The sequence below is a fragment of the bacterium 336/3 genome (assembly GCA_001281695.1).
In the GTDB taxonomy this organism is placed as follows: domain Bacteria; phylum Bacteroidota; class Bacteroidia; order Cytophagales; family Thermonemataceae; genus Raineya.
This window is the reverse complement of the sequence record LJIE01000001.1, coordinates 2,799,106-2,824,567: the sequence shown is the minus strand read 5'-3', so window position 1 is coordinate 2,824,567 and position 25,462 is coordinate 2,799,106. Positions and strand designations below refer to the sequence as shown.

The window sequence follows — 25,462 nt, the reverse complement described above, 5'->3', positions numbered from 1 at the left end:
CTCATCACTATAAAAAACGTGATTATTGTATATGAACTCATATTTGCATGTTAAACCATTTCCTCCAACTGTTCCAAAACCGTAAATAGTGGCTATAGCATATTTTGTATTGGTATTTAATTGCTTATCATAGTATAATGAATAACAATATAGCACTAATATGAATAAAGCAAAAGCTATGAGAGATGTTAATTTGGAATTTAGAAAGCTTTTCATCTTCATCTAAATTAAAAAAACGTCATTAAGTTTCTAAAATACTTAATGACGTTTTTGCAACTGAAAATAAAATATATTTTATTTATCAATAGGCTTGTAATCTTTAAAAAGTGGAATGTTGGTAGTTTCTACTTTTTTACGATATTGAGTCCAGTCATCAGCTACAAACTTATTAACTTTTTCTATCACTTGGTTTGTAAGGGTTTCAAAATCTTCTAAAAGCTTGATATGGCTAGGAGTAGGAGCTATTTTTTCATCCATGTATGAAAAAACTTCACGCATTTTGCCAACAGGTGTTACCTGATAAGGTCTTCCATAGCCTTGTTTTTCAAAGCGTTTACCTGTAACAAGCTCTTTTTTAGTTTTGATAGAATCCAAAATAGCTTTGGTAGCTTTGCTCAGTTCTGCAAATTCTTTTCCTTCCAAATCTTTGGTTCTATTTTGAATTTGTTTAGCTATTTCATCCATTTCATTGAGTCTGTCTGTTACTTCTGTAAGACGAGTAACAGATTTTTGAGTTCTTTCCATAAATGCTTTTTGAGCATCTTGAGCATTTGTAGCAATGTTCACTCTGGGGTCATTTTTCACAGTTACAAAAGTAGAATCTTTTGCATCAGCCAATGCGAAAACGATTTTATACTTTCCTGCAAATACGTTATTCCCTCTTGAATCAGGAGCGTTTTTCTTAGGTTTAGGCGAATCAGGCATTCTGATACCTTTTTCACATAAATCCCAATACATCACTTGCATACCTAAAGTATCAGGCTGATGGTGAAGCGTTCTGATAAGCTTATTTTCAGCATTGTAAATTCTTATAAAAACAGTATCTTTTTTAGCTTCTGGAGAAACAGCAGGTTTAGGTTTGTCTTTACTTTCTTCCTTAGGTTTATCTTTGTCCTTTTCCTTATCTTTTTTCTTCTTAGGTTCTTCTTTAGCTACTACATTGTTTTCTTTTTTAGGCTCTTGCTTTTTGTTATACCAATAAACCAGTCTTGCACCAGCATTTCTATTTTCACCTACAAAATTAGCATCAGCCATAAAATTAGCCCCATCAGCATCTCTGTAAGAAGCAAGATAAGCGTCATTTTGTTCGAATGTAGCTAGTTTTTGCTCTAAAACTTTGCCTTTGCTTGCAGCAATTTTTCTAAGAGGTCTGATATTATCCAAAACAAAAATAGATCTTCCAAAAGTACCTAAAACTAGATCTGCTTCACGCTCTTGCAAAGCCAAATCCATCGTAGAAACGGAAGGAATACCTTGTTTCCACTGACTGAAAGTAGCAGCATCATCTACACTAAACCATAAACCTTGCTCAGTTCCTACAAAAATAAGATTGGGCTCAACCACATCTTGTTGAACAGAAAGGGCATAACCGACCACTTTAGAATCATCAACAATACGAGTCCATGTTTGTCCGTAATCTTTGGTTCTGAAAACATAAGTACTCATATCTCCTTGACGGTAATTATTTGCAACCACAAAAGCTTCACCAGCACTAAAAGAAGAGGCTCTAATCTGTGGAATCCAAGCTTCTTTAGGTAAACCAGCTATTCTAGGAGTTTTATTTTCCCAAGTTTTTCCACCATCTCTGCTGAGCTGTACATTACCATCATCTGTTCCTACCCAAATAACTCCTTGTTGAACAGGAGAGGGGGCAATACATAAAATTGTGTTATGGTTTTCAGCAGAAGTAATATCAATAGTCAAGCCACCACTCTGATCTGAGGCTTTTTGTTGATCTTTGTTATTGGTAGTAAGATCAGGTGAAATGGTTTGCCAGCTTACACCTTGGTCCGTGGATTTGTGTAAAAATTGTGAACCATAGAAAATAGTCTTTTTATCTATAGGGTCTAAAGCAAAAGCTGCATTCCAATTGAATCTCAAGCGAGTGTTCAAATCGGCTGTAGGTCTGATGTAAGAATGATTTCCTGTTTGTTTGTCATATCGCATGAGGTTTCCTCCTTGCCACATAGCATACCCATAACGGTTATTGTTGGGGTCAGGAATTACATCAAATCCATCACCACCCAAAACAGTTTGCCATTGCCAGCTATAAATACCTCCATTTTGCCATGTATAAGAAGGTCCAACCCAAGAGCCATTGTCTTGTAAACCTCCATAAATATTATAAGGTAAATCGTTATCTACAGCAATATGATAAAACTGTCCGATAGGAATAGCTTCTGCATAAGTCCATTTACGACCTCTATCACGAGAAATAGCTACACCACCATCATTTCCATCAATTATCAAAGAAGGGTCTTCAGGGTGTATCCAGAAAGCATGGTGATCAGGGTGAACACCATTATAAGGAACAATTACTTTAAAGGTTTTGCCAGCGTCTTCACTCAAAGAAATCATTTGGAAAACTCCATAAACTCTGTTCTCATTTTTAGGGTCAACGGCTATATCCCAAAAATAAAAAGGGCGATTCCCTTTGATAGTTTCAGGATCGCTATCATTAATTTTTTCCCATTTGAAACCTCCATCATCCGAACGATACAAGGCATTCTGAGATGATTCGATGAGTGCATACACTCTGTTAGGCTCTGAATGAGCAATAGCTAGACCAATTCTACCTAATTCACCTTTGGGTATGCCATGGGTTTGGTTATTCAGTTTTGTCCAGTTTTTTCCACCATCCAAAGTCATATAGAATCCTGAGCCTTCACCACCCGATTTGAAATTGTAAGGAGTACGGCGATGTTCCCACATCCCTACAAACAATTTATTGGGGTTGGTTGGATCCATGACCATATCGCCTACACCTGAACGAGCGTTTGTATAAAGAATTTTTTCCCAAGTTTTTCCACCATCAGTAGTTTTAAAAACACCACGTTCTTGGTGGTCGGCAAATGGATTTCCAGTTGCTCCTACATAAACTGTGTTGGGGTTGGTAGGGTCAATGATGATACGATGAATGACAATCGTTTTCTCTAAACCCATCATTTTCCAAGTTTTCCCACCATCCAAAGATTTATAAATTCCTGCACCCAAATTGAGGGAGTTTCTTGGATTGCCTTCACCTGTACCTACCCATACCACAGATGGGTTCGATTGCTGAACAGCAATTGCTCCAATATTAATCATGGGGTTTTGGTCGAAAATAGATGTCCAAGTTGTGCCTCCGTTTTCAGTTTTCCAAACACCGCCAGAAGCAGCCCCAGCATAAATAATGTCTGGATTTGCTACCAAAGCGTCAATGGCTGTGATTCTACCAGACATCGCCGCAGGACCAATGGAACGGGCTTTCATGGCTTTGAGTAAATCCGTATTGATTTTCTGAGCATGCAAACTGACCGAAAAGCATACAGCAATCAGCCAGCACATAAAAGATAGTTTTTTAATCATGTTGTTTAATTTGTTGATTCATTGGAATTCAATTATAACGTTAAAATAGCAAAACTATGATATGAAGAGAGAAGTTTTGATGAAAAAATTATGGAATAATTTTTATTTGGTCAGTTTTGTTTGCCCATGACTCAAACCAAGTTTCAAAAGATAACCAATCCATATCATACTGATTTAAAGTTATTTCTATATCAGGATAGCCACCATCCATAACATCTTTTGTTTCAATATGAACTTTCTCTGAAGTCAAATTATATTGAATTCGAGCATAATATTGATTGATATAACCACTACTATCATCAGAAGTATAACATGAAAGAGTCTTGCCTTCTTTTAAAGCATCTAGAAATGGTTTTAGAGGATTTTCAGGCATAGATTTTTTAGTTGCTTTAGCTTAACACAATTATATCAATTTTACCTTGCTAGTATTTTTTTATTCCGTAGAGGAATTTTTATATTTTTCCATCATTTTTTTGTTAAGTATAAAAGATCACTTGCTGTTCGTGATTTGTAATCACGAACCTGTATCATTGGTTCTGTGAACCTGATTAACCAAATAAACTTAATTTTAACTTTAACTTTCCTTTTCTAATACCATAATATTCACTTGCACTGCTATTCAAATACTCTTCTTCTTTTTCTACAATTCCAGCCCTGACAGGATTTAGATGAATATAATTTACCTTAGAATTGTAAAAATCAATATCATAGATTTCTTCTCCATGATAACCCTCTTCCCAAAACCATATTTTTTCCTGATAACTCAAAACTTTCAAGAGCCATTCTTTTCTACTTTCTTGAGGATTTTCTGATATAGCTTTATATAACTTTTTAGATGTATATTTTTTTAAATCTCGGATAATATCACTTAAATTTTCATCTTTAGCTCTGACAATCATGTGTACATGATTACTCATAATAACCCAAGCATATATTTCTAAACCTTTGTTTTCTTGGCAATATTTAATACTTGACAAGTACTCATCCACATATATTTGACGAGTAAATACATCAGCCCATTGATGTATTGTAAATGTTACAAAATGAACACCTCCTTGATTTCGTATAGAATATGCAAATGCCATATTTTTAAAATATTGAATTATGGATTATAAATCCTAAGATAGAGGTTCGAGATTACAAATCTCGAACAGCATTGTATTAGTATTTTATGGATAAAATGTGGCATCATTGATACTCCAAATTTGAAATTGATTGTTTATATGAAAAACCCTTGTAAAACCATACTCTAGTTTAAGATTTACAATAGGAATATTTTTAAATATCTCTTTTATTTTCTTTCCATAGATTTTTGAATCCTTTTTTCTTTTGAAATAGGACGCTCGATTTTCCTTTCTTTCATAAATAGGGTTGATATTTTCTATATTCCCTTGTTTATCAAATGTAACAGCAAGACTATAATCTTTATACATTTTTGTGTTTTTGATATTAATTTTTGAAACCTCATGTTTTAAAAAATTGGTAATCGTATCTTTTAGAGGTTTTAAGTATTGTAGCTGAGGTATTAATTTTAAATACTCCAAATTTTCTTTTTTGGTTGGAATATACATGATACCATACCCGTTTCTTGAATAAGATTTTCCTTTGGGAAGCTTATTTTTGAAAAGAGTATATAAAGAATCTAAACTTAATTCTTTTTTGATAAACTTTAAATTGTTTAAAAGAATTTCCGTATAAGCCACAGAATCAGTATCTTGATCTTGTAAACAACTATATTCTTGTTGATGATATTTTCCTTGAATTCGATACTCAAAGGTTAGTGTACTACAATGAATATAAAGATTATTCCAATGAGGAATGAGGCTATCAGTTGGGATAGCATGTTGTTGAGTTTCATAAAGTTTATCAACTATCAATTTCGCTTTTTCAGAATTTAAAGCAATTTTCTCAAAATAGTAGGCATAGCCTTTTGAACTGTTCATTTTTTTATTTTCATCTTTTGGATATTTAGTGATGATGTTAGTCAGAAATGATTCAAAGTGAATATTATCGTTGCTGTATAAATCAACAACTTGGGATAAATATTTAATTCTAATATGAGTTTTGTAAGGAGATGATTGAAGTGGACGAAGTTTAAAATAAAAATAATTTATCTTAGATTGAGAAAAATTATTTTTCCACGAATATCTATCATTTAGCTTCTTTTTTTGAAGTGTATTTTGTCCCCAAACAAGATTAGAATATAAAAATAGAATTAAAAATGTTGTTTTCATATGAATAGTCAAGTCTAAATCTCTGAAAATTAGCTCTATAACATAGTTTTATCGGGTAATAAAATAAGAGTAGTCTGGCTTACCATAAAAAGCTTTGCCTTTGGGTAGTTTGTTTTTAAAACTGGTATAGAAAGAGTCTAAATCCAGTTCTTTTTGTATAAAAGCTTTATTTTCAAGGATAATCTTTTTGTAGATAATTGTATCATTCTGGCTTTTTGGGCAAGAATAATACTGTTTATGATACTTTTTATTGATATAATATTCAAAAAAGATAGCATCACAATGAATAGCTCCTGGAGTCCAATCAGGAATTAGCTTGCCTGTTGGAATAGTGAATTGTTGGGTTGTATAGAGCATTTGAACAATCGACTGAACTTTTTCTGGAGCTAAAGAAATTTTCTCATAATAATAGGTCGATTTGCGAGGATCTTTACTATTCTCACCTAGATAAATGTATTCACGAATGTAATTCGTTAAAATGCCCTCAAAAATTACTCCATTTTTGCTATACAAATCAATAGTTTGTAAATCAAAAGAAATTCTTATATGTGTTTGATAAATAGAAGATTGAAGTGGGCGAAGCTTGAAACCTTTATGATTGAGATACGTACTATAATTTTTTATAGGAGCATTTCTATAAGGTACTTTAGTTCTATAAATTTTTGTAGTTTGTCCTAATAGCCCTAAAAAACTTAAAAATAAAATAAATATTAATGTTGTCCTTTTCATAGCTCAATTATAAAATTTAAAAACTAATCTCCATAGTAGTCATCAGGAAGTAGTTTTGGTTGGAGGCTTCTCTGTTCAAAATCAGGTTTTTATCAAGACTCGAAAGCCCTCTGGCTTCAATACGAGCCACCATATTTTCGGTAGGGGCATAATCGAAATTAAGCGAATAGGCAAATGTTCTGAAATTAGGCTTGGCAATTATCACACTTTCTTTATCAAAATAATGCTCTCCACGTCCACAAAGTGTAAATTTATCGTTGATTTTATAGCGAAGCATCAGGGCAGAGGAGTTCCAACTGCGAGTTTTGCCTTGTTCTTGTGTTTGCCAGCCAATATCGAAGCCTGCAATCAAGCTCCATTTATCAGTAAGCTCAAATTGCCCATAAAAATTATGGAAATAACGCATCTGTTTGAGGCTGTCAGTTCCTTCGTTGCCTATGTAAGTACTTGAGTTGAGTAATATTTTTTTGGTGGGTTTGTATTGAACTTGTGTTCCAAAAGAGGGCATAGAATTACTAGGTAGTCGTTTGATGCGTTGCCAGCCATTGAGTATGAGTCCAGAAAGCATCCATTTTTCGTTTTCTGTTTTGTATGTAATCTTTGCTCCAGCTTCATAATAAGGAGTATTATCAGCAAGTATGCTTCGTGTGGGTGTCCAACAATCTTTAGAAATGGCACTTTCAAAACCAATATGTGAAGCAAAAATACCTGCATCAAGCCAAAGGTTCTTGTTTTTAGAAAGTTTCACTCCAATATTTCCTTCGTAAATATTTCGGATAAGCTCTTGTTCTGTAATAAGGTTATATTGTGAATATGTGCCAATCATCAACGAAATATTGCCTCTTACTTTTTCCGAAACCACAGAAGTCTTGATAATCCCATGATTGACATTGAACTCATTATGACGTTTATGATTGTACCAAAACACATCCCGTTCGTTATTTTCAGGACGGGCAAAATCGAAATTATAATAAACATCAATGTATGCCGAAGTTTCTATCTTGAATTTCCCTAAACTATCACTATAAAGCTGAGCTTGAACGGGCAAAATAAACAATAGGCAATAAACAAAAAGAAAAAAAGACCTCATAAAATTGAAAAATATTTAATGAGGTCAATTTAAATAAAAAAGTTTAATCAAGAATTGAAAAATCTTATTATTTCCAACCACCTCCTAAAGCTCTGTACAACTGTATAGCATATAAAAAATGGTCTCTACGAATCAAAAATAAATCCAATTCTGCTTCTAAAACACTTTTTTGTGTGGTAATCAGCTCTAAGTAGTTTGCATAACCAGCAATAAATAAATCTTTGGATGTACTTACAGCATTTGTCAATTCTTCAACCTCTTGTTTCCGAAATTCGTAAGCTTTTTCTATATTTTCCAGAATTTTTATAAAAGTATGTACTTCCTGAAAGGATTTTAACACTGTTTTCTGATACTGAGCATTAGCTTCATAAAATTCTGCAATGGCTATTTTCTGATTACGTTTGAGAGCTTTATTTTGTAATAAAGGTGCTGTAAAACCACCTAATAAACCATAAGCCAGTGAAGCAGGATTAAACAAAAGAGAACTTTTAAAAGCATTGTAGCCCAAACTTGCGTTGATGTTGAGAGAAGGTAAAAAAGCTCTTTGAGCTACTTTTACATCTGCTTCAGTGGCTTTGAGTTGCCATTCAGCTTGTCTAATATCTGGACGCTGACGAAGCATTTGGGTTGGTAACCCCAAAGAGCTATATACCAGTAGTTTTCTATCTTGAAAATCATTGGTTCTTTTAACTTCTTGTGGAAACCTGCCTAATAAAAAGTTAATCTGGTTTTCAAGCTGAATGATTTGTATTTTTAAGGTATTTTCCAAACTCCTTGTTCGTAACAATAAGGCAGAATATTGTTTTACAGCAAGTTCTGTTGCTTTTCCTGCTTCTTTCTGAATGTGCATTACTTTTAGGGCTTGTTCCTGTAAATCAATATTCTTTTTGATAACTTCTAATTCAGCATCCAAAGCAAGAAGTTCGTAATAGAGTAATGCAATTTGTGTTACTATTTCTGTGGTAATTACATTTTTGGCTTCTTGGGTTGCCATAAAACGAGATAAGGAGCTTTTTTTATTATTTTTAAGCTTGCCCCATATATCAATTTCCCAAGAACTGCGAAAGCCTAAAAATAAGTCGGGAGTAGGGTTAGGGATTCTTTGTTGAGCATCAATATTAGGAGAAAGATTTGTATCAAAGTTTCCTACACCATTCATGGTGTAATCTCCAAACTTATCTATACCTGCTGAGATATTAGCATGTATAGTTGGTAAAAAATAGCCTTTTGCAAGCATCAAATCAGCTTTAGATTTTTCAATTCTTTGTAAGACTATTCGTAAATCTTGGTTGTTCTTTAACGCTATTTCGATAAGTTCAATAAGATTTTGATCATCAAAGAAAGTTTTCCAATTATTCTGGACAACAGAAGTAGTATCATTGTTTTCTTTTCCAAAGTTTTTAGGAATATCTAAACTTTGAGGTTCTTTGATGGGAGCAAATATTTTATGGCATGAAAATGTGCTTACAACTACCAAAATAATGACCAAATAATATATTACTTTATGAAAGTTTATCATGAATGCAGGGTTTAAAAATGGTATATTTATGCTTCAAAAGAATTATCCTTTGTTTCAACAGAAACAGGGATGTTTTCAAGAGGTTTGGATGGTGTTTTGTTAGTAAAAATTACATACAAACTTGGAATCAAGAATAAGCCAACGATAGTTCCTATGAGCATGCCTCCTACAGATGCCATTCCAATAGACCTATTTCCTAAAGCTCCAGCCCCAGATGCTATACAAAGTGGTATTAAGCCTGCAATAAAGGCAAATGAAGTCATCAGAATAGGTCTTAAACGTGAGGCAGCACCCTCTACAACAGCATCTATAATATTTTTTCCATCTTTCTGGTGTTGTAAAGCCACTTCAACAATAAGGATAGCATTTTTTCCCAGCAATCCTATCAGCATTACCAAAGCTACCTGTGCATAAATATTATTTTGTAAACCAGCAATCTGGAGGAAAAAGTAGGAGCCAAAAATACCCACAGGTAAAGATAAAAGAACAGCCATTGGTAAAGAAAAACTTTCATATTGGGCAGAAAGCAATAAATACACAAAAATCAAGCAAATAACAAATACATAAAAGGTTTGATTTCCTGAAAGAATTTCTTCACGTGTAATCCCTGACCAATCAATGACATATCCTTTGGGAAGAGTTTTTTGAGCAACTTCTTCAACAGCTTTAATGGCTTCTCCACTACTATAGCCTTTGGCAGCTTCTCCGTTGATGAGTGATGAGAGATACATATTGTATCTGGTAATTTGCTCAGCTCCATAAATTCTTTCAAGACGTACAAATGTTGAGTAAGGCACCATATCGCCATCTTTATTCTTAATTTGCATTTTAAGAATATCATCTGGTTTCATACGATGTTCTGGAGCAGCCTGCAACATAACCTTGTACATTTGCCCGAACCTAATAAAATTAGAAGTATAATAACTTCCAATAAATACCTGGAGGTTTTCTAGGGCTTCATGTGCCGTAACACCTTTTTGAGCAGCAATATCTTGGTCAATATGGATAAGATATTGAGGGAAACTAGCATTGAAACTTGTAAAGGCAGAGGCAATTTCAGGGCGTTTTTTGAGGGCTTCAATAAACTGATTAGAAATATCTGCCATTTTGGAAAGAGATAATTCTCCTGTTTTGTCTTGCAATCTTAATTCAAAACCACTGGCATTGCCAAAGCCTGGTACAGTAGGAGGAGAGAAGAATTCAATCTGAGCTTCCTGAATATTTTTGGTTTTCTGGATAAAATCCTGAATAAGCTCATCCGTGGTTTTATCGCGTTTGTCCCAAGGTTTGAGGTTAATCATTCCCATACCATAGGCAGAGCCTGTAGATTCTGTAAGAATGCTATAACCTGCCAACGATGAAAAAGATTCTACAGTGCCTTCTTTTTGTATAATTTTTTGAATTTTATCGAGAGTAGAACTTGTTCGTTCAAGAGTTGCACCTACTGGAGAGGTTACACTCACATAAATCATTCCCTGATCTTCTGTAGGAATAAAACCTGTAGGTAAAATTTTAGAAATTCCCCAAATAGCAAATATAAAGATACCAATTACCAAGAGGGCTGTTTTTTTATAAGAAGCTATTTTAGTAATGATATTTTTATAACTATTTTCAAGAGATGTATATTTCTGATTGAATTTCTCAAAAAATCTTTCTATCAAATTTTTCTTTTTGTCAATAGGGTGGTTATGATGGTGTTTTAGCCATAAAGCACATAAAGCTGGAACAAGCGTTAGAGCGTTAATTCCTGATATGACAATAGAAAATGCTAGTGTAAGAGAAAACTGGCGATAAAAAACGCCTACAGGACCCGATAAAAAAGCAACAGGCACAAATACTGCTGACATAACAAGGGTAATGGCTACAATAGCTCCAGTAATTTCGTTCATAGACTCAATAGTAGCCTGCATCACATTAGAACCTTTGGTTTGCATTTTAGCATGTACAGCCTCTACTACCACAATAGCATTATCTACTACAATCCCAATAGCCAACACCAATGCAAAAAGTGTTAGCATATTGATAGAAAAGCCCATGAGATGTAGGAAGATAAGCGTACCCACCAAAGAAACAGGTACAGATAGTGCTGTAATGAGCATGGCTCGTGTATCTTGTAGGAAAATAAAAATTACTATAAATACCAGTAATAAAGCTTCAATAAGTGTTTTGATAACTTCATGGATGGATGCATCTAAAAATCGAGATACATCATAGGATACGTTGTATTTCATGTTTGGAGGAAAAGAATTTTGTAACTCTTCCATTTTACTCTTAATATTAGAAATTACAGCAGAAGCATTAGAACCAGGTCTTTGTTTAATCATGATAGAAGCTGAGGGAGAGCCATTGAGCTTTGAAATCATACTATAACTCATAGAACCAAGCTCTACATCTGCAACGTCTTTTAATCTTAAAACAGAACCATCTGCATTAGATTTGATAACAATGTTTTTGTATTGTTCAGGAGTTGTAAATTTTCCAGTATAACGCAATACATACTCCATGGCCTGAGCCTTTTTAGCAGAGCTTTCACCAGTCTTACCAGGTGCTGCTTCTACATTTTGGGCTTTGATAGCATCTATAACTTCTTGTGTGCTAATCTTATAAGCAGACATTCGATAAGGTTTCAGCCATACACGCATAGAGTATTCTTGTGAACCTAAAATTTCACAAAAACCCACACCATCTATTCTTTTAAGCTCTTTGATAATGTTGATGTCTGCAAAATTGTATAAAAATTTTTCCTCTATGTTTTTGTCTTCACTATAAATGTTTAGATACATCAACATGCTATTTACTTCTTTTTCAGTGGAAACACCTGCACGAATTACTTCCTCAGGAAGCTCATCTATAACAGTAGCAACCCTATTTTGTACGTTTACGGCTGCTACATCAGGATCTGTGCCTACCTGAAAATAAATTTGAATGAGAGTAACCCCACTATTACTGATAACAGTATTCATGTATGTCATGCCAGGAACACCATTTACAGCTTTTTCAATGGGTATAGCTACGGCATTCATACAAGTTTCGGCGTTAGCTCCTGTATATCTTGCAGTAATAGTTACAGAAGGAGGAGCAATTTCTGGGAATTGTGTTACAGGTAAAATAGACAAAGCCAGTCCACCTAGTAACACAAAAAATATAGATATAACCAAAGACAAAACTGGTCTTTTTATAAATTTTTCTATCATGATTGACTTATAGATAAATTAAATATGGAGATACAAGAAAATGACTTCTATGATGTTTTTCATCATAGCAATAAGCCTAAAATGTAATAATTATGGAAAATTACAATGTACTGACTTGGAAGTCATCTTGTTTAATGGGCTGAGGACTTATGAATGCCCCATCTTTAAGGTTTTGAATACCTTCATAGACAATTTTATCTCCCATTTGTAAGCCAGATTCAACAATATAATATTTATCTAAACGCTTCTTGGTTGTGAAACTTTTCATTTTCACTTGATTCTGTTCATTCACTACATACACATAATTTTTGTCTTGTATTTCAAAAACTGCTTTTTGTGGAATAACAATGGCATTGTTGATTGTATTTGTAATCAGAACTTTCCCACTTGAACCATGTTTTAAAAGTCTGTTAGGATTATTAAATCTTGCTCTAAAAGCTATTGTTCCTGTTGTTGTCTCAAAATCGCCTTCTACGGTTTCAATTTTCCCTTCCAATGGATAAATAGTGCCATCAGCTAAAATAAGTTTTACATTGCCAATCGTATACGTACTATCTTCTATCCTTTTTCTTCGATACTGAATATACTGACTTTCAGATACTCTGAAATAGGCATAAACATCTTGTATATCTGAGATGGTTGTTAGTAAAGTCCCTTCTTGTAATAAACTACCCATTTTGAGAGGTATTCTATCTAATAAGCCATCAAAAGGAGCTGTAATAGTTGTATAAGATAGATTGAGAGTAGCTCTCTGTTGATTAGAACGAGCTTCTTCTATTTTGGCTTGAGCAGCTGCTAATTTAGCTTTAGCCATTTCTAACTCAACTTTTCCAATTACTTGCTTTTCAACAAGTAGTGAAATTCTATTTACTTCTAGTTCTGCTGATTTAGCTTCTGCAATGGAGGTTTGTAGATTAGCTGTTGTTTTAGCTAATTCAGTTTGATATTCGGACTCATTAATTTTAAATAATACTTGTCCTTTGCTTACCTTTTTTCCTTCATCTACTAAAATATAATCTAAAAATCCTGTTACTCTATTACGAATTTCTACATTTTTAATTGCTTGAATTTCTGCAACATAAGGTTCTTCCACTTGGACTTTTTGGGCAGAAATGGTAATAACAGGTAAAGTAGGTTTTTCTTCTGAAAGTTTATTCTCTGAGCTACAAGATGAAATAATCACACAACTCAATAAACCAATCTGATGTATTAATCTTTTCGACTTCATATAAAGGTAGGTTTGATGATGCAATATAGTAACAATATAAAACATGATATTTAGTATAATAACAAAGAAGTTATACAATTGTTTATGATAGTATAACTTTTATTTTTAATAATATTTTTAAAGAAAATCTTAAAGAAGAGAATATTTATGCCATTTTTGTGAAAAACTAGAGGTGGTATTTTTTGTTTTTTCTCTTAGTTAGAGTTTATTTACTTTCAATTTTGATATTAAAAGTATCCTTATGAGGTTTTTTGTCATTTTTTTTATCTTATTTATTAGTGTAGCCCTTTTAGAATTGGCAAGCCATTTATTGCAAAACACTCAATTACATTTATTTGTAAAACCACTACTGATGCCATTGTTGGCAGTTTACTTCACAACAAAATCTTTAAAAGCTTTTAAAGAAGCTAAATTGGTATTGGTAGCCCTATTTTTTTCTTTTTTAGGAGATACACTTTTAATGTTTGATGGGAGAGCTGCTATTTTCTTCATTTTGGGACTTTCGATGTTTTTATTGGCTCATATCTTTTATGTGGTGTTTTTCTATAAACAAGCAAATACATTGATAGTATTTCAAAAACCTTGGATATTGGTGTTAATTTTAAGCTACGGAATATCTTTAATTTATTATCTGTTTCCACATTTGGGCGAAATGGCTATACCTGTAGTTGTGTATGCTTCAGTCATTATGGTGATGCTTATTTTTGCTACAAATTTATTACTAAATTCTCTAAAAGGCTCTAAATGGATACTTTTAGGAGCATTGTTTTTTGTAATATCGGATTCACTGATAGCTATAGACAAATTTGCAGTTAGAATTTGGCAAGCTCAATTTTTGATTATGATAACCTATATATTTGCTCAATGGGCAATTATTGAGGGAGTTATATCATTGATACAAAATAAAAATATTGTGTTGGAAAATAAATAAAGAATGATGTTTTGTGAATTTTGCCAAAAAACGTCAGAGTGTTTCTTGTTTTTTTGAAAAAAAAATTTCCATATTTGAAAAAAAAAGACAATAGAGAAATGCTCAAAAATTTAGTGATAGTAGAGTCCCCAGCAAAGGCAAAAACTATTGAAAAGTATTTAGGAAAAGATTTTACGGTGCGTTCAAGCTACGGACACATCAGGGATTTACCAGAAAAAGGTATTGGCATTGATATTGCCAAAAATTTTACACCCACTTACGAAGTTTCGACTGATAAAATTTCTTTGGTAAAAGAACTTAAAAAAATGGCGAAGGAAGCAGAGCTTGTATGGCTTGCAACGGACGACGACCGTGAGGGAGAAGCCATTTCTTGGCATTTAAAAGAAGCTTTGGAACTGAAAGATACTAAAATACAGCGAATTGTATTTAGAGAAATTACCAAGAATGCTATTTTAAATGCAGTTCAAAATCCAAGAACAATAGATTTAGACCTTGTAAATGCTCAACAAGCCCGTCGTATTTTAGATAGATTGGTGGGTTATGAACTTTCGCCTGTGCTTTGGAAGAAAATCAAAACAGGACTTTCAGCAGGTAGAGTACAATCGGTGGCAGTAAGACTGATTGTAGAAAGAGAAAGAGAAGTTGAGAAATTTAATGCTACATCTAGCTACAAAGTATCAGCTCTTTTCGATTTGGGAGATGGCAAAACCCTCGTGGCTGAACTCAAAGATAAAATTGCTACCGAAAAAGATGCAGAAGCATTCTTAAAAAGCTGTATAGGAGCTGTTTTTACTATTAAAAACTTAGAAACCAAACCAGCCAAAAAATCGCCAGCACCTCCATTTACTACTTCTACGCTTCAGCAAGAAGCAAGTAGAAAATTGAGTTTTTCGGTGCAACAAACCATGACACTTGCTCAAAAACTCTATGAAGCGGGTAAAATAACTTATATGCGTACCGACTCAACAGCCCTTTCACAAGATGCTATTAAATCGGCTACAGCAGAAATAGAAAGTTTATACGGAAAACAATTTGTACAAACACGCCAATACAAAACTAAATCCGAATCGGCTCAGGAGGCTCACGAAGCCATTCGCCCAACGGATTTTTCGGTACACCAAGCAGGAGCAGATAACAATGAAAAACGTTTGTACGAACTGATTTGGAAAAGAGCTATTGCATCACAAATGGCTGATGCTCAGTTAGAAAGAACGATTGCAACGATTGATATTTCTACCAATAAATCAATGTTGTACGCTGAAGGTGAGGTTATTAAGTTTGAAGGTTTCTTGAAAGTATATTTGGAAGACAAAGATGATGATGGAGAAGATGAAGAAAATAAAAAAATGCTTCCACCTATCAAAGTTGGACAGATTCTAAATCTTTCAGAAATGAAGGCTTTAGAACGCTTCACAAGACCCGCAGCTCGTTATACAGAAGCCAGTTTGGTAAAAAAACTTGAAGAATTAGGGATTGGAAGACCTTCAACGTACGCACCAACCATTTCAACAGTTCAGAAAAGGGGATATGTGGTAAAAGAAAATAGAGATGGGAAAGAGCGAAAGTATCAAGAATTAACCTTAAAAGTCGATAAAATTACGACCAAAACCAAAACGGAAATCACAGGAGCGGAAAAATCAAAACTGTTTCCAACAGATGTGGCAATGGTAGTTAATGACTTTCTACAATCTCATTTTGAAACAATTATGGATTACTCTTTTACTGCCAAAGTAGAAAAAGAGTTTGACGAAATTGCAGAAGGAAAGAAAAATTGGGCAAAAATGATAGATGGATTTTATCAGAAATTCCATCAGAAAGTAGAAGAAACTCAGGATATAAAACGTAGTGAAGTAAACACAGGTAGAGAGTTGGGTACACACCCCGATACAGGTGAAAAAATATTTGCCAAACTTGGTAAATATGGAGCTTATGTGCAAGTTGGGGAGGCAACAGACGATAAAAAACCTGCTTTTGCTAAACTTAAAAAAGGACAATTTTTAGAAACTATCACTCTTGAAGAAGCTTTAGATTTGTTTAAATTGCCCAGAGATATAGGCACTTACGATAATGAAACCATGACAGTTGCCATTGGACGTTTTGGTCCTTATGTCAAACTTGGAAGTGCATTTTATTCTCTTACCAAAGACGATGATCCTTACAGCATCACAGAAAGCAGAGCCATTGAAATTATTGAGGCGAAAAGAAAAGCGGATTCAGAAAAAATGATTTTGACATTCGATGAAAACCCTGAAGTTCAGGTACTCAATGGACGTTATGGAGCTTATATCAAGGTTGGAAAACAAAATGTACGTATTCCTAAAAATAAAGACCCTAAAACACTTACTCTGGATGAATGTTTGAGTCTTGCTGAAGAACAAGCAGGTGATTCTAAAACAAAAACAGCCACCAAGAGTTCATCTAAAAGTACTACGAAATCTACTACCAAAACAACAAATGCTAAGGTTACTACAAAAAATGCAAGTAAAACTACTACAAAAAAGAGTTCTAAATAATTTTTTTGTATATTGAAATAAAATGTATAAACAAACCAATTCTATGGCAAAAAAAGGAACACCTGTCGCAAAAAAAAATCCAAATGAAAGGCACTTGTCTGTGGCTTTACAAGGTGGAGGTTCTCATGGAGCTTTTACTTGGGGAGTTTTAGATAGACTCTTAGAAGAGGAAGACCTTTGTTTAGATGGTTTTTGTGGAACAAGTGCTGGGGCAATGAATGCTACGGTACTTGCTTATGGTTTGATGTTGGGAGGTAAAGAGAAAGCTAGAGAGCTTTTAAGAACTTTTTGGGAAAAAATATCTCATTCATCTCGAAATTCTGTTTTACAACCTACTTGGCTCGATAAAATGACAAGTAAAGGTAATATGGATTACTCACCAGGGTTTCTGTATTTTGAGTTTCTTGCTATGTTTGCTTCACCACAACAATTCAATCCCACAGACATCAATCCTTTGAGAGATGTTTTGTTGGAAATTGTAGATTTTGAAAAATTAAAATCTTGTAAGCAAACTAAATTATTTGTATGTGCTACCAATGTTCGTACAGGCAGAGCCAAAGTATTTGATTTGAAAAATATTTCTGTTGATGCTGTGATGGCTTCGGGGTGTTTACCTTATATTTTCAAAACAGTAACCATAGATGGTGAAGACTACTGGGATGGAGGTTATATGGGAAATCCACCTATGTTTCCGCTTATTGATGATACCAGTTGCAACGATATTTTAATAGTCCAGATAAATCCTATCAATATAGAGGAAAGCCCTACAGAAGCCAATTCTATCAAAGACCGTGTCAATGAAATTAGTTTCAATACACCTTTGATGCTTGAAATGCGTAAAATCGCATTCATAGATAAACTTTTGGATATGGGAATCAATCCTGAGGGGAAATTCAGAAAAATATATATGCACATGATTAACCCAGAACGTGACATAGCGGACTTTAATGTTTCAAGTAAGCTGAATGCAACTTGGGAATTTATTGACCACTTGTTCCAATTAGGTAGAGAATATGCTGATAAATGGCTCAATGAAAATTATGATGATATTGGACAACGTTCTACTTGTGATATTAAAGAAACTTTTTTATAATCGCAATCTCAAACAATCAAATCAAAATTATGGACAGAGACTTTCCCTTGAATCCCCAAAACTATGACTTAGATAATATGTTCTTTGAGGCAGATAATCTGATTAAAGACAATAAAATTGGAGATGCTTATCAAACATTACTTAAAATTGTAGAAATAGACCCCACGTATGGTCGAGCCTATAATCATTTGGGTTGGCTATTTGAAACAAAATATAAAAACCTTGATAAAGCGGAAGAACATTACAAAAAGGCTTTACAACATAGTCCAGAATATTTGCCTATTTACCTCAATTATTCTATTTGTCTTTCAACTATGGCAAAATATGATGAATTGAAAGTATTTTTAGACAAAGCTCTAAATGTTTCTGGAGTAAATAAAGCATCTATTTACAACGAATATGGTATTATGTATGAGATGCAAAGTGATTTCCCAACAGCTATTGAATACTACCAAAAAGCTGTAAATCACTCACTCAATAACAATGATATCAATATTTATCAAGAATCTATCGAGCGTTGTGCAAGAAAAAGAGGAAGATAAAAACAACCATAAAAAAAGCCCAAATTTCTATTTGGGCTTTTTTTATGCTTTATGAAAACAACTTCTACAACGAGCTTCGTATTTTTCTGTTTCTCCTAAAAGTACTTTTTCCTCAGAATGCACCAGACGATATGAATAATTGGCAACCCCACCACATTGCATACAAATAGCATGTACTTTGGTTACATATTCGGCAATAGCCATAAGTGTGGGCATCACTCCAAAAGGACTTCCCTTAAAATCCATATCTAAACCTGCTATAATCACTCTTTTCCCTGCATCAGCAAGTTTTGTACAAACCTCTACAATTTGTTCATCAAAAAACTGAGCTTCATCAATACCTACTACATCACAATCGCTTACATACAAATAAATTTCTGAGGATGTATGTACTGGCGTAGAACGAATAGAAGTAGAATTATGCGAAACAACATCTTCTTCGTGGTAACGAGTATCAATGGCAGGTTTAAAAATTTCAACTTTTTGTTTGGCAATATTGGCTCTTTTGAGCCTACGGATTAACTCTTCTGTTTTTCCTGAAAACATAGAGCCACAAATGACTTCTATCCAACCAGCCTCTTTCTGATGAATATGAGGTTCTACAAACATAAATAATGCTAAATGTTAAATGCTAAATTGTTCATTATCTTAACTCATTTCTCCACACAAAGAAATCTGTAATTTACTTTGAATTTCTTTATAAGAGAGATCTTGCCCGAGCAAATACATCAATTTGGTTACAGACGCTTCTGTGGTCATGTCTTTACCACTAATTACGCCAATTTGAGCCAAATGATGACTTGTTTCGTATTTTCCTTGCATCACCATGCCTCCATAACACTGCGAAATGTTGAGCAAAATTATATCTTTCTGAATGCTTTTTTCCAGAATATTCAAAAATTTTCTGTCAGTAGGAGCATTGCCAGAACCATACGTTTCTAAAACGATGGCTTTTAAAGAGGTATCCAACAACATTTTTTCAAGAAGATTCAACGACATTCCAGGGAATATTTTTACCAAACCAACATCACTGTGCATATTTTTGGCTACTTTGAAAGCCTTTTTCGGTAATGAATTGATTACATTGGTATTGTATTGAATATCAATGCCTACTTCTGCCAAATGAGGATAATTTTGTGAGCTAAAAGCATCAAAATGCCTACTCTCAACTTTTCTTGCTCTGTTGCCTCTCCACAGAAAATAATCGAAATAAATACACACTTCAGGGACAATGGCATTACCTTTTTCGTCTTTTGTTCCTGCAATTTCGAGGGCTGTAATAAAATTAGTTCGAGCATCATTACGAGCTTCACCAATTGGTAATTGAGCACCTGTAAAAATAACAGGCTTGGCTAAATTTTCCAACAAAAAGCTAAGAGCTGAAGCACTGTAAGCCATCGTATCTGTTCCATGCAAAATAACAAAACCATCAAATTGTTTGTAATTTTCTTCAATAATTTGAGCCAACGAAAGCCAATGTTGAGGCTCAATATTCGATGAATCCAATGGCTCATCAAACGAAATGACTGTAATTTCATAGTCAAAACGGCTCAATTCTGGAATTCTTTTTTGGATATTCTCAAAATTGAAGGGAGCCAATACGCCTTGTTTATTGTAGCTCATACCAAGTGTTCCTCCTGTATAAATCACCATAATAGAGGCTTTGTGTGGCTGTGGAGTGGCTGTATTGATGGTAATGCGTTTCATACGGGTTTGGACGTTGTTACAACAAAAGTTTTACAAAGAAACAAAAATATTTAAAAATTCTTGCGAAATATCTAAGAGATAGATATGTTTGGCTTATAACTATTGAAACCTATGTATCCTACATCTTTTATCAAACACCAAACTGACTTTGTCAGAATGGGACTGGAGCATTGGCTCTGGATTTTTTTTTATGGCGTTGTTTTTACCATTCTTTGGATTTGGTATGGAAGAAACCAAACTGACCCTAAAAAGCAACAAAAAATAGGCTTCTATCATGGATTGTTTGGCATAATCAGTTGGGGACTTACAACACTTGTCATTTATGATATAGATGGGCTTCAATTGACTTCTTTACTTCCTTTTCATGTCTGTTATTTTCTAAACCTTGTCTTACCATTTATACACAAGTATCGTTCTTTTCAGGTATTTGATATTTGTTATTATTGGGTAATGGTTGCATGCCTGCAAGGTGTTTTCACACCTGATTTGGAGGAAGCCTTTCCACATTTTTACAATGTTCGTTATTTTATTGTGCATATTGGGTTGGTACAAAGTATTTTGTATGCACTTTTTGTATATCGTTTCAAACCTACATGGAAAGGTATTTTGAAGGCTTTGCTGGCTGGCAATATTTATCTAGGCTTCACGCACCTCATCAATACAAATTTAGAAACAAATTTTATGTACACCATGCGAAAGCCACCCAACACCATATTGGATGCTTTAGGCGAATATTACCTTTTTGAAGCTCAATTTTTGGCTTTGGTTTTGTTTGGTGTAGTATATCTTCCATTTTTTTTCAAAAAAAGAGCATTGAAAAACAATGATTTGTGAATTTTTTTGAAAAAAAATGAAAAAAAGTTTTGCAAAAACTTGACATGAGTAATCAAACCCACTATATTTGTACCCACATTCAGCAACACACCAAGCGAAAGTAGCTCAGTTGGTAGAGCACGACCTTGCCAAGGTCGGGGTCGCGAGTTCGAATCTCGTCTTTCGCTCTTTTTTATTGCCTATACTTTAAGCAATAAACAACTACAAAAGTAGTTGAAACCGGAGTGGTGGAACTGGTAGACACGCAGGACTTAAAATCCTGTGGCACTCAAATGCCGTATGGGTTCGATTCCCATCTCTGGTACAAACGCTACAAAAGCAATTTTGTAGCGTTTTTTTATGACTCTTCTTTTTTTATTATCTTATTACAAAATATACATATATTTCTTGATATTTTTTTTGAAAAATAAGCAAAATTTACAAAATTGCATAAAATAAGCAATATTCATGTCAGACTTTGAGTACAAGGATTATAGTTCTAATGACTGGGGGCATTCTCAAGATGACCACTCTGACAAAGAACTATCCAAATACGTTGGAGATGGCTCTGAAAAAAAGCTTTCTAAAGAAGAGAAAAAACAAGCCTTAAAACTTCAAAAAGAAGCCAAAGCCAAAGCTCAATCAGAAAGAAGACAAAAAAGACTGGCTGAACTCCTTGCTATGGAGGAGACTGAAAAGAAGAATACTCCCCAGAATAAAAAACAAGAAAAGAACGATAAAAAACTTGTTCCTGAAGATAAACAACCACAAGAAACACAAACATCTGAAACTCCTTCTGGAGAAACTACTGAAAATAAAACTTCCTCTTCAGAACAACCCACACAAGAAGTTACTCCTAAAACAGAGGTAAAAGCTAAAAAAGAGAGTGAGAAAGAAAAAGCGAAAGACAAAGAGGGAGAAGACTCTGAAAAAAAGAAGCAAGCAGAAAAACCAGAAGATACTAAAGACAAATTAGAAGCTACTTCTCAGGAAAGCCTTGAACAGGCTGGTCAAAGGCTTACTGACCTCACTGACCCCAGCAAGGATGGAGGAGTAGAAAGAGTCCAGAATACCCTCACAGAAACCAAAGACAAGGCTTCTACTGAACTTTTCCAAAATTCTGAAGAAAAACTTCAAGGCAAGAAAAACAGTATTTTGTTCCTTAAAAAGAATGAACAACACAAAGAAACAGCCTCCACCAAAAGAAAGAAATCTGAGCAGGCTGTCAATGAGAAACCCACTGAAAAACAGGCTGAAGTTCAGAACAAGAAGGTAAAGGAGGTGGCTACCACCAAAGAACCTCTTTTGCAAAAAGAAGCTTCTCAAGACCTCTTGAGGCAAAAGATGAAAAATGCCATGCCCACCACCATGGAGCAGGTGGATGAGTTCAAGGAAAATAAAGATTTAGGGGAAGTCAATGAGATGGTGAAAGGGAAAATCACAGAAGAAACTGTGAAAGTCCAACAGACCTATCAAACCATTGAAAACCCTGAAAAAGCAGATACTCCCAAAGCAGGAACACCTTTGCCTCAAAAAACAGAACCAGCCCTTCCCACAAACGAATTGGGCTTGGGCAAGGATTTACTCACACCCATCTGTGATGAGACCTTAGATACCTCTCAGTTTACTGAAGAGGCTCAAAATCTTTTGGATAAAGAAGGAATCACCAAAGAACAACTCTCTGAAGTGAAATCTGGAGATTTGTTGGAAGCTAAAAAAGAATTAGACACCATTGATGAAACTGCCAAAGTAGAACCTTCCAAAATCAAAAAGACTGAAAAACAAGAACATGCCTCTATCAACCAACAACTTAAGAGCAAAGAACAGACTGAAAAAGACAAGATGCGAAAAGAGCGTGAGGCTGGTCTTAGAAATGCTCAATCCACACAAAAAGATACCAAAGATACTTTAGAGAAGAAAAAAGAAGAAGTTTCCAAAAACATCAATGGCATTTATGAGAGGGTCAATAAGTCTGTTTTAGACCGTCTGGCTCGTTTGGAAAAGGACATCGTCAGAAAATTTGATGCTGTCCAAGCCAAAGCCATGCAAGATTTTGAGAAGAATGTCAATAAGAAAATTGATGCCTACAAAAAAGAAAGATATGGAGATAGTTGGTTTTCTTGGAAGAAAATCAAGGATTGGTGGACAGGTATTGACAATCATCCAAGAGTAAAGCAAATTTTTGAAGAAGAAACCAAAACTTTTGTTGAAACCATTGACAGAGCCATCAATGATTTGATGAATGAAAGTAAGAGGGTGATAGAGGGTTGTAAACAAGAAGTGGCTAAAGCCAAACAAGAAATTGCTGAATATGTAAAAAGCTTACCTCTGACACTGCAAGCCACAGGAAAAGAGGCTCAGGAGAAGATTAACAAACAATTAGAAGAATTAGACAAGAAAATAGACAAAGTTGCCAAACAATTGGAGGCAACCCTTCAAGAAAAACGCAAAAAAGCCATTGAAGCTCTCAATGAGAAGATTGAGAAGATGAAAGAGAATTTGGGAAGTGCTTTGAGTAAGGCTGGAAAATTCCTGCTCGATGCTGCTTTCAAATTCTTCAAGGCTGTTTTGGAGGGAATGGGTTATAGTATGGATGACATCATGCCTTACATCAACAAAGGCAAGAAAATCCTTACTTCCATTGTGACTGAGCCAGGTAATTTCTTTTCAAATCTTGGAAAAGGTGTGGGTGGAGGAATTTCTAACTTTACTACCAACATTGGAACACACCTCCAGACAGGTGTTTTTGACTGGCTCACAGGTTCAATGGGTGGAACAGGCATCCAACTCCCCATTGCTTGGGATTTGGGTGGAGTGATATTCTTTGTGAGTCAATTACTGGGTGTAGGTTGGGAACAAATCAAGATGAAGTTAGGTGCTCAGGTAGGACAAGAAAACATGGCTCATCTGGAAACTGCCATTGCTCAGGGTGAGGAGGGAATGGAAACTGTGAAGAAAGTTCAGAAAGAAGGGGTTTCTGGGGCTATGGAAGTGGTGCAAGACCAAGCCACTGAAATCAAGGAAACGGCAGTGAGTGAAGTGAAAAACTGGGCAATTACAGCCATTATTCAGGCTGCCATTCCTAAAATACTTTCGATGTTCAATCCTGCTGGGGCAATTGTACAGGCAATTCTTGCCATTTACAAGGCTGTGACATGGTTTGTGATGAATTTTGAGAGAATTATTCAGTGGGCAAAAGCAGTTTTTGATTCCATTGCTCATATTGCTTCTGGAGCGATTGGAGAAGCAACCAAGAAAGTAGAAGAAACGATGGGTAGAAGTTTGGGACTGGTGATTACCTTCCTTGCTTCTCAAATTGGATTGGGTAAAGTGGGTGATGCCATCAAGAAAGTCATTCAAAAAGTCAGACAACCCATTGAAAAAGTGGTAGATAAAGTTGTGAAGTGGATTGCTGATAAAGCAAAGAAACTGTTTAAAAAGGTGAAAGGGTTGTTTGGGAAGAATGATAAGAAAAAAGAAAAGGATAAAGATAACCAAGAACATATAGATAAATCGCCTGTTGAAAGATTAACTTTGGCAAAAGAAAGCTTATATAAGGAACTCCGACATAACCTATATACTCCAGAAAATGTTCAACCTTTTTTAGACAGATTAAAGAAAAAGTATTCCATTAAAAGATTAGAGATTAGAAAAGTAGGTGATAACAAAGCTGTGTTATTTGGAGAGATAAACCCCACAATAGAAGACTTTATAGAGGTAATTAGAGATGATTTTGCAGATGGTGTTCAAGAAATAGATGATAATTCAGAAGAATTATATTCTTTATTTCGTGCTATGACTATAGAAGAACTTGATGCAATGCGAATATCAAAAAAACTTACTATTAGAACACATGAAAAAGATAATAAAAAGAAAAAAGTAAAAAAAGGAGACCCAAAAGGACAACCATTCTTAACAACCGATGCTGAATATTCTAAAAAACTAATGAAACGCAAATGGGAATTGGGTGAAAAAGAAGGAAACGAAGCAACAAAAAAGATGTATGAATATTTGGTTCAAATAGATTTTATTAAAGGAACAGAAGAAATTTTACAAGATACTAATATAGCCCGATATGAAAGAGGTGACACTTCCACAAAAAATGCTTTTAGAAAACACGAAGCTCGAAAACCAGATGAAAGGGGGATTATAGTACTCAAACTTGAACCTAAAGCTGAAACAGGTAATGAGAAAGTACTAAATTATGGGATTACACCAAAAAATTGGTCTGAAACAGACCCTCTACAGATTGTTAATGCTAGAATTGCTAAAATAACTGTTATTGCAAGAATTAAGAACTAG

The 25,462-nt window shown here is 34.4% G+C and carries 17 protein-coding genes and 2 tRNA genes; 8 read left to right on the top strand and 11 right to left on the bottom strand.

Annotated features, from left to right (window positions below):
* Positions 1-294: 294 nt before the first annotated feature.
* The 9 genes from AD998_13135 to AD998_13095 form a co-directional block, all read right to left on the bottom strand.
* The gene (locus AD998_13135) at positions 295-3,546 is read right to left on the bottom strand and encodes a hypothetical protein (protein KOY86961.1); all 3,252 of its coding nucleotides are present in this window, start codon (positions 3,544-3,546) and stop codon (positions 295-297) included.
* Between the two features lie 109 nt (positions 3,547-3,655).
* Positions 3,656-3,940: a hypothetical protein gene (locus AD998_13130; GenBank protein ID KOY86960.1), complete on the bottom strand. Its 285-nt coding sequence runs from the start codon at positions 3,938-3,940 to the stop codon at positions 3,656-3,658.
* A 175-nt stretch (positions 3,941-4,115) separates the two neighbouring features.
* Entirely contained in the window at positions 4,116-4,652 is a 537-nt protein-coding gene (locus AD998_13125) for a transposase (GenBank protein KOY86959.1), read from the bottom strand.
* An 84-nt stretch (positions 4,653-4,736) separates the two neighbouring features.
* Positions 4,737-5,801: a hypothetical protein gene (locus AD998_13120; GenBank protein KOY86958.1), complete on the bottom strand. Its 1,065-nt coding sequence runs from the start codon at positions 5,799-5,801 to the stop codon at positions 4,737-4,739.
* A gap of 48 nt (positions 5,802-5,849) precedes the next feature.
* Positions 5,850-6,530, bottom strand: a complete 681-nt coding sequence (locus AD998_13115) for a hypothetical protein (GenBank protein ID KOY86957.1) — start codon at positions 6,528-6,530, stop codon at positions 5,850-5,852.
* Positions 6,531-6,546: 16 nt separating this feature from the next.
* Positions 6,547-7,581, bottom strand: coding sequence for a hypothetical protein (locus AD998_13110; protein ID KOY88199.1), 1,035 nt, complete (start codon positions 7,579-7,581; stop codon positions 6,547-6,549).
* 106 nt (positions 7,582-7,687) lie between these two features.
* Positions 7,688-9,139, bottom strand: coding sequence for a hypothetical protein (locus AD998_13105; GenBank protein ID KOY86956.1), 1,452 nt, complete (start codon positions 9,137-9,139; stop codon positions 7,688-7,690).
* A gap of 26 nt (positions 9,140-9,165) precedes the next feature.
* Positions 9,166-12,333, bottom strand: coding sequence for a multidrug transporter AcrB (locus AD998_13100; GenBank protein KOY86955.1), 3,168 nt, complete (start codon positions 12,331-12,333; stop codon positions 9,166-9,168).
* A 100-nt stretch (positions 12,334-12,433) separates the two neighbouring features.
* Positions 12,434-13,561 carry a secretion protein HylD gene (locus AD998_13095; GenBank protein ID KOY86954.1) on the bottom strand — a complete coding sequence of 376 codons (1,128 nt, stop codon included), beginning with the start codon at positions 13,559-13,561 and terminating at the stop codon, positions 12,434-12,436.
* Positions 13,562-13,802: 241 nt separating this feature from the next.
* On the opposite strand from AD998_13095, the gene AD998_13090 reads away from it, so the two are divergent.
* The 4 genes from AD998_13090 to AD998_13075 all read left to right on the top strand — a co-directional run bounded on the left by AD998_13090 (position 13,803) and on the right by AD998_13075 (position 18,640).
* Positions 13,803-14,492 carry a hypothetical protein gene (locus tag AD998_13090; GenBank protein KOY86953.1) on the top strand — a complete coding sequence of 230 codons (690 nt, stop codon included), beginning with the start codon at positions 13,803-13,805 and terminating at the stop codon, positions 14,490-14,492.
* Between the two features lie 98 nt (positions 14,493-14,590).
* Entirely contained in the window at positions 14,591-17,005 is a 2,415-nt protein-coding gene (locus AD998_13085; GenBank protein ID KOY88198.1) for a DNA topoisomerase I, read from the top strand.
* A 43-nt stretch (positions 17,006-17,048) separates the two neighbouring features.
* Positions 17,049-18,098, top strand: a complete 1,050-nt coding sequence (locus tag AD998_13080) for an alpha/beta hydrolase (protein KOY88197.1) — start codon at positions 17,049-17,051, stop codon at positions 18,096-18,098.
* 29 nt (positions 18,099-18,127) lie between these two features.
* Positions 18,128-18,640, top strand: a complete 513-nt coding sequence (locus AD998_13075) for a hypothetical protein (protein ID KOY86952.1) — start codon at positions 18,128-18,130, stop codon at positions 18,638-18,640.
* A 42-nt stretch (positions 18,641-18,682) separates the two neighbouring features.
* Here the strand turns inward: AD998_13075 and AD998_13070 are convergent, their stop codons facing one another.
* Together AD998_13070 and AD998_13065 are read right to left on the bottom strand one after the other, a co-directional pair.
* Positions 18,683-19,249, bottom strand: a complete 567-nt coding sequence (locus AD998_13070; GenBank protein ID KOY86951.1) for a thymidine kinase — start codon at positions 19,247-19,249, stop codon at positions 18,683-18,685.
* Between the two features lie 39 nt (positions 19,250-19,288).
* Positions 19,289-20,347, bottom strand: a complete 1,059-nt coding sequence (locus tag AD998_13065) for a 1-alkyl-2-acetylglycerophosphocholine esterase (GenBank protein ID KOY86950.1) — start codon at positions 20,345-20,347, stop codon at positions 19,289-19,291.
* Positions 20,348-20,458: 111 nt separating this feature from the next.
* Here AD998_13065 and AD998_13060 point away from each other — a divergent pair, with 111 nt between their 5' ends.
* The 4 genes from AD998_13060 (at position 20,459) to AD998_13045 (ending at position 25,462) form a co-directional block, all read left to right on the top strand.
* Positions 20,459-21,181 (top strand): hypothetical protein, encoded by a 723-nt coding sequence (locus AD998_13060; protein ID KOY86949.1) that lies wholly within the window; start codon positions 20,459-20,461, stop codon positions 21,179-21,181.
* A 94-nt stretch (positions 21,182-21,275) separates the two neighbouring features.
* Positions 21,276-21,348: transfer RNA gene (locus AD998_13055), tRNA-Gly, on the top strand.
* 51 nt (positions 21,349-21,399) lie between these two features.
* Positions 21,400-21,488 (top strand) — tRNA-Leu (locus tag AD998_13050).
* Between the two features lie 140 nt (positions 21,489-21,628).
* Entirely contained in the window at positions 21,629-25,462 is a 3,834-nt protein-coding gene (locus AD998_13045; protein ID KOY86948.1) for a hypothetical protein, read from the top strand.

Coding starts and splice junctions, on each gene's coding strand:
- AD998_13070 (KOY86951.1), bottom strand. CDS start 19,249: ATGTTTGTAGAACCTCATATTCATCAGAAAGAGGCTGGTTGGATAGAA.
- AD998_13115 (KOY86957.1), bottom strand. CDS start 6,530: ATGAAAAGGACAACATTAATATTTATTTTATTTTTAAGTTTTTTAGGG.
- AD998_13060 (KOY86949.1), top strand. CDS start 20,459: ATGTATCCTACATCTTTTATCAAACACCAAACTGACTTTGTCAGAATG.
- AD998_13105 (KOY86956.1), bottom strand. CDS start 9,139: ATGATAAACTTTCATAAAGTAATATATTATTTGGTCATTATTTTGGTA.
- AD998_13135 (KOY86961.1), bottom strand. CDS start 3,546: ATGTGCTGGCTGATTGCTGTATGCTTTTCGGTCAGTTTGCATGCTCAG.
- AD998_13095 (KOY86954.1), bottom strand. CDS start 13,561: ATGAAGTCGAAAAGATTAATACATCAGATTGGTTTATTGAGTTGTGTG.
- AD998_13075 (KOY86952.1), top strand. CDS start 18,128: ATGGACAGAGACTTTCCCTTGAATCCCCAAAACTATGACTTAGATAAT.
- AD998_13100 (KOY86955.1), bottom strand. CDS start 12,333: ATGATAGAAAAATTTATAAAAAGACCAGTTTTGTCTTTGGTTATATCT.
- AD998_13065 (KOY86950.1), bottom strand. CDS start 20,347: ATGAAACGCATTACCATCAATACAGCCACTCCACAGCCACACAAAGCC.
- AD998_13085 (KOY88198.1), top strand. CDS start 14,591: ATGCTCAAAAATTTAGTGATAGTAGAGTCCCCAGCAAAGGCAAAAACT.
- AD998_13090 (KOY86953.1), top strand. CDS start 13,803: ATGAGGTTTTTTGTCATTTTTTTTATCTTATTTATTAGTGTAGCCCTT.
- AD998_13080 (KOY88197.1), top strand. CDS start 17,049: ATGGCAAAAAAAGGAACACCTGTCGCAAAAAAAAATCCAAATGAAAGG.
- AD998_13120 (KOY86958.1), bottom strand. CDS start 5,801: ATGAAAACAACATTTTTAATTCTATTTTTATATTCTAATCTTGTTTGG.
- AD998_13125 (KOY86959.1), bottom strand. CDS start 4,652: ATGGCATTTGCATATTCTATACGAAATCAAGGAGGTGTTCATTTTGTA.
- AD998_13130 (KOY86960.1), bottom strand. CDS start 3,940: ATGCCTGAAAATCCTCTAAAACCATTTCTAGATGCTTTAAAAGAAGGC.
- AD998_13045 (KOY86948.1), top strand. CDS start 21,629: ATGTCAGACTTTGAGTACAAGGATTATAGTTCTAATGACTGGGGGCAT.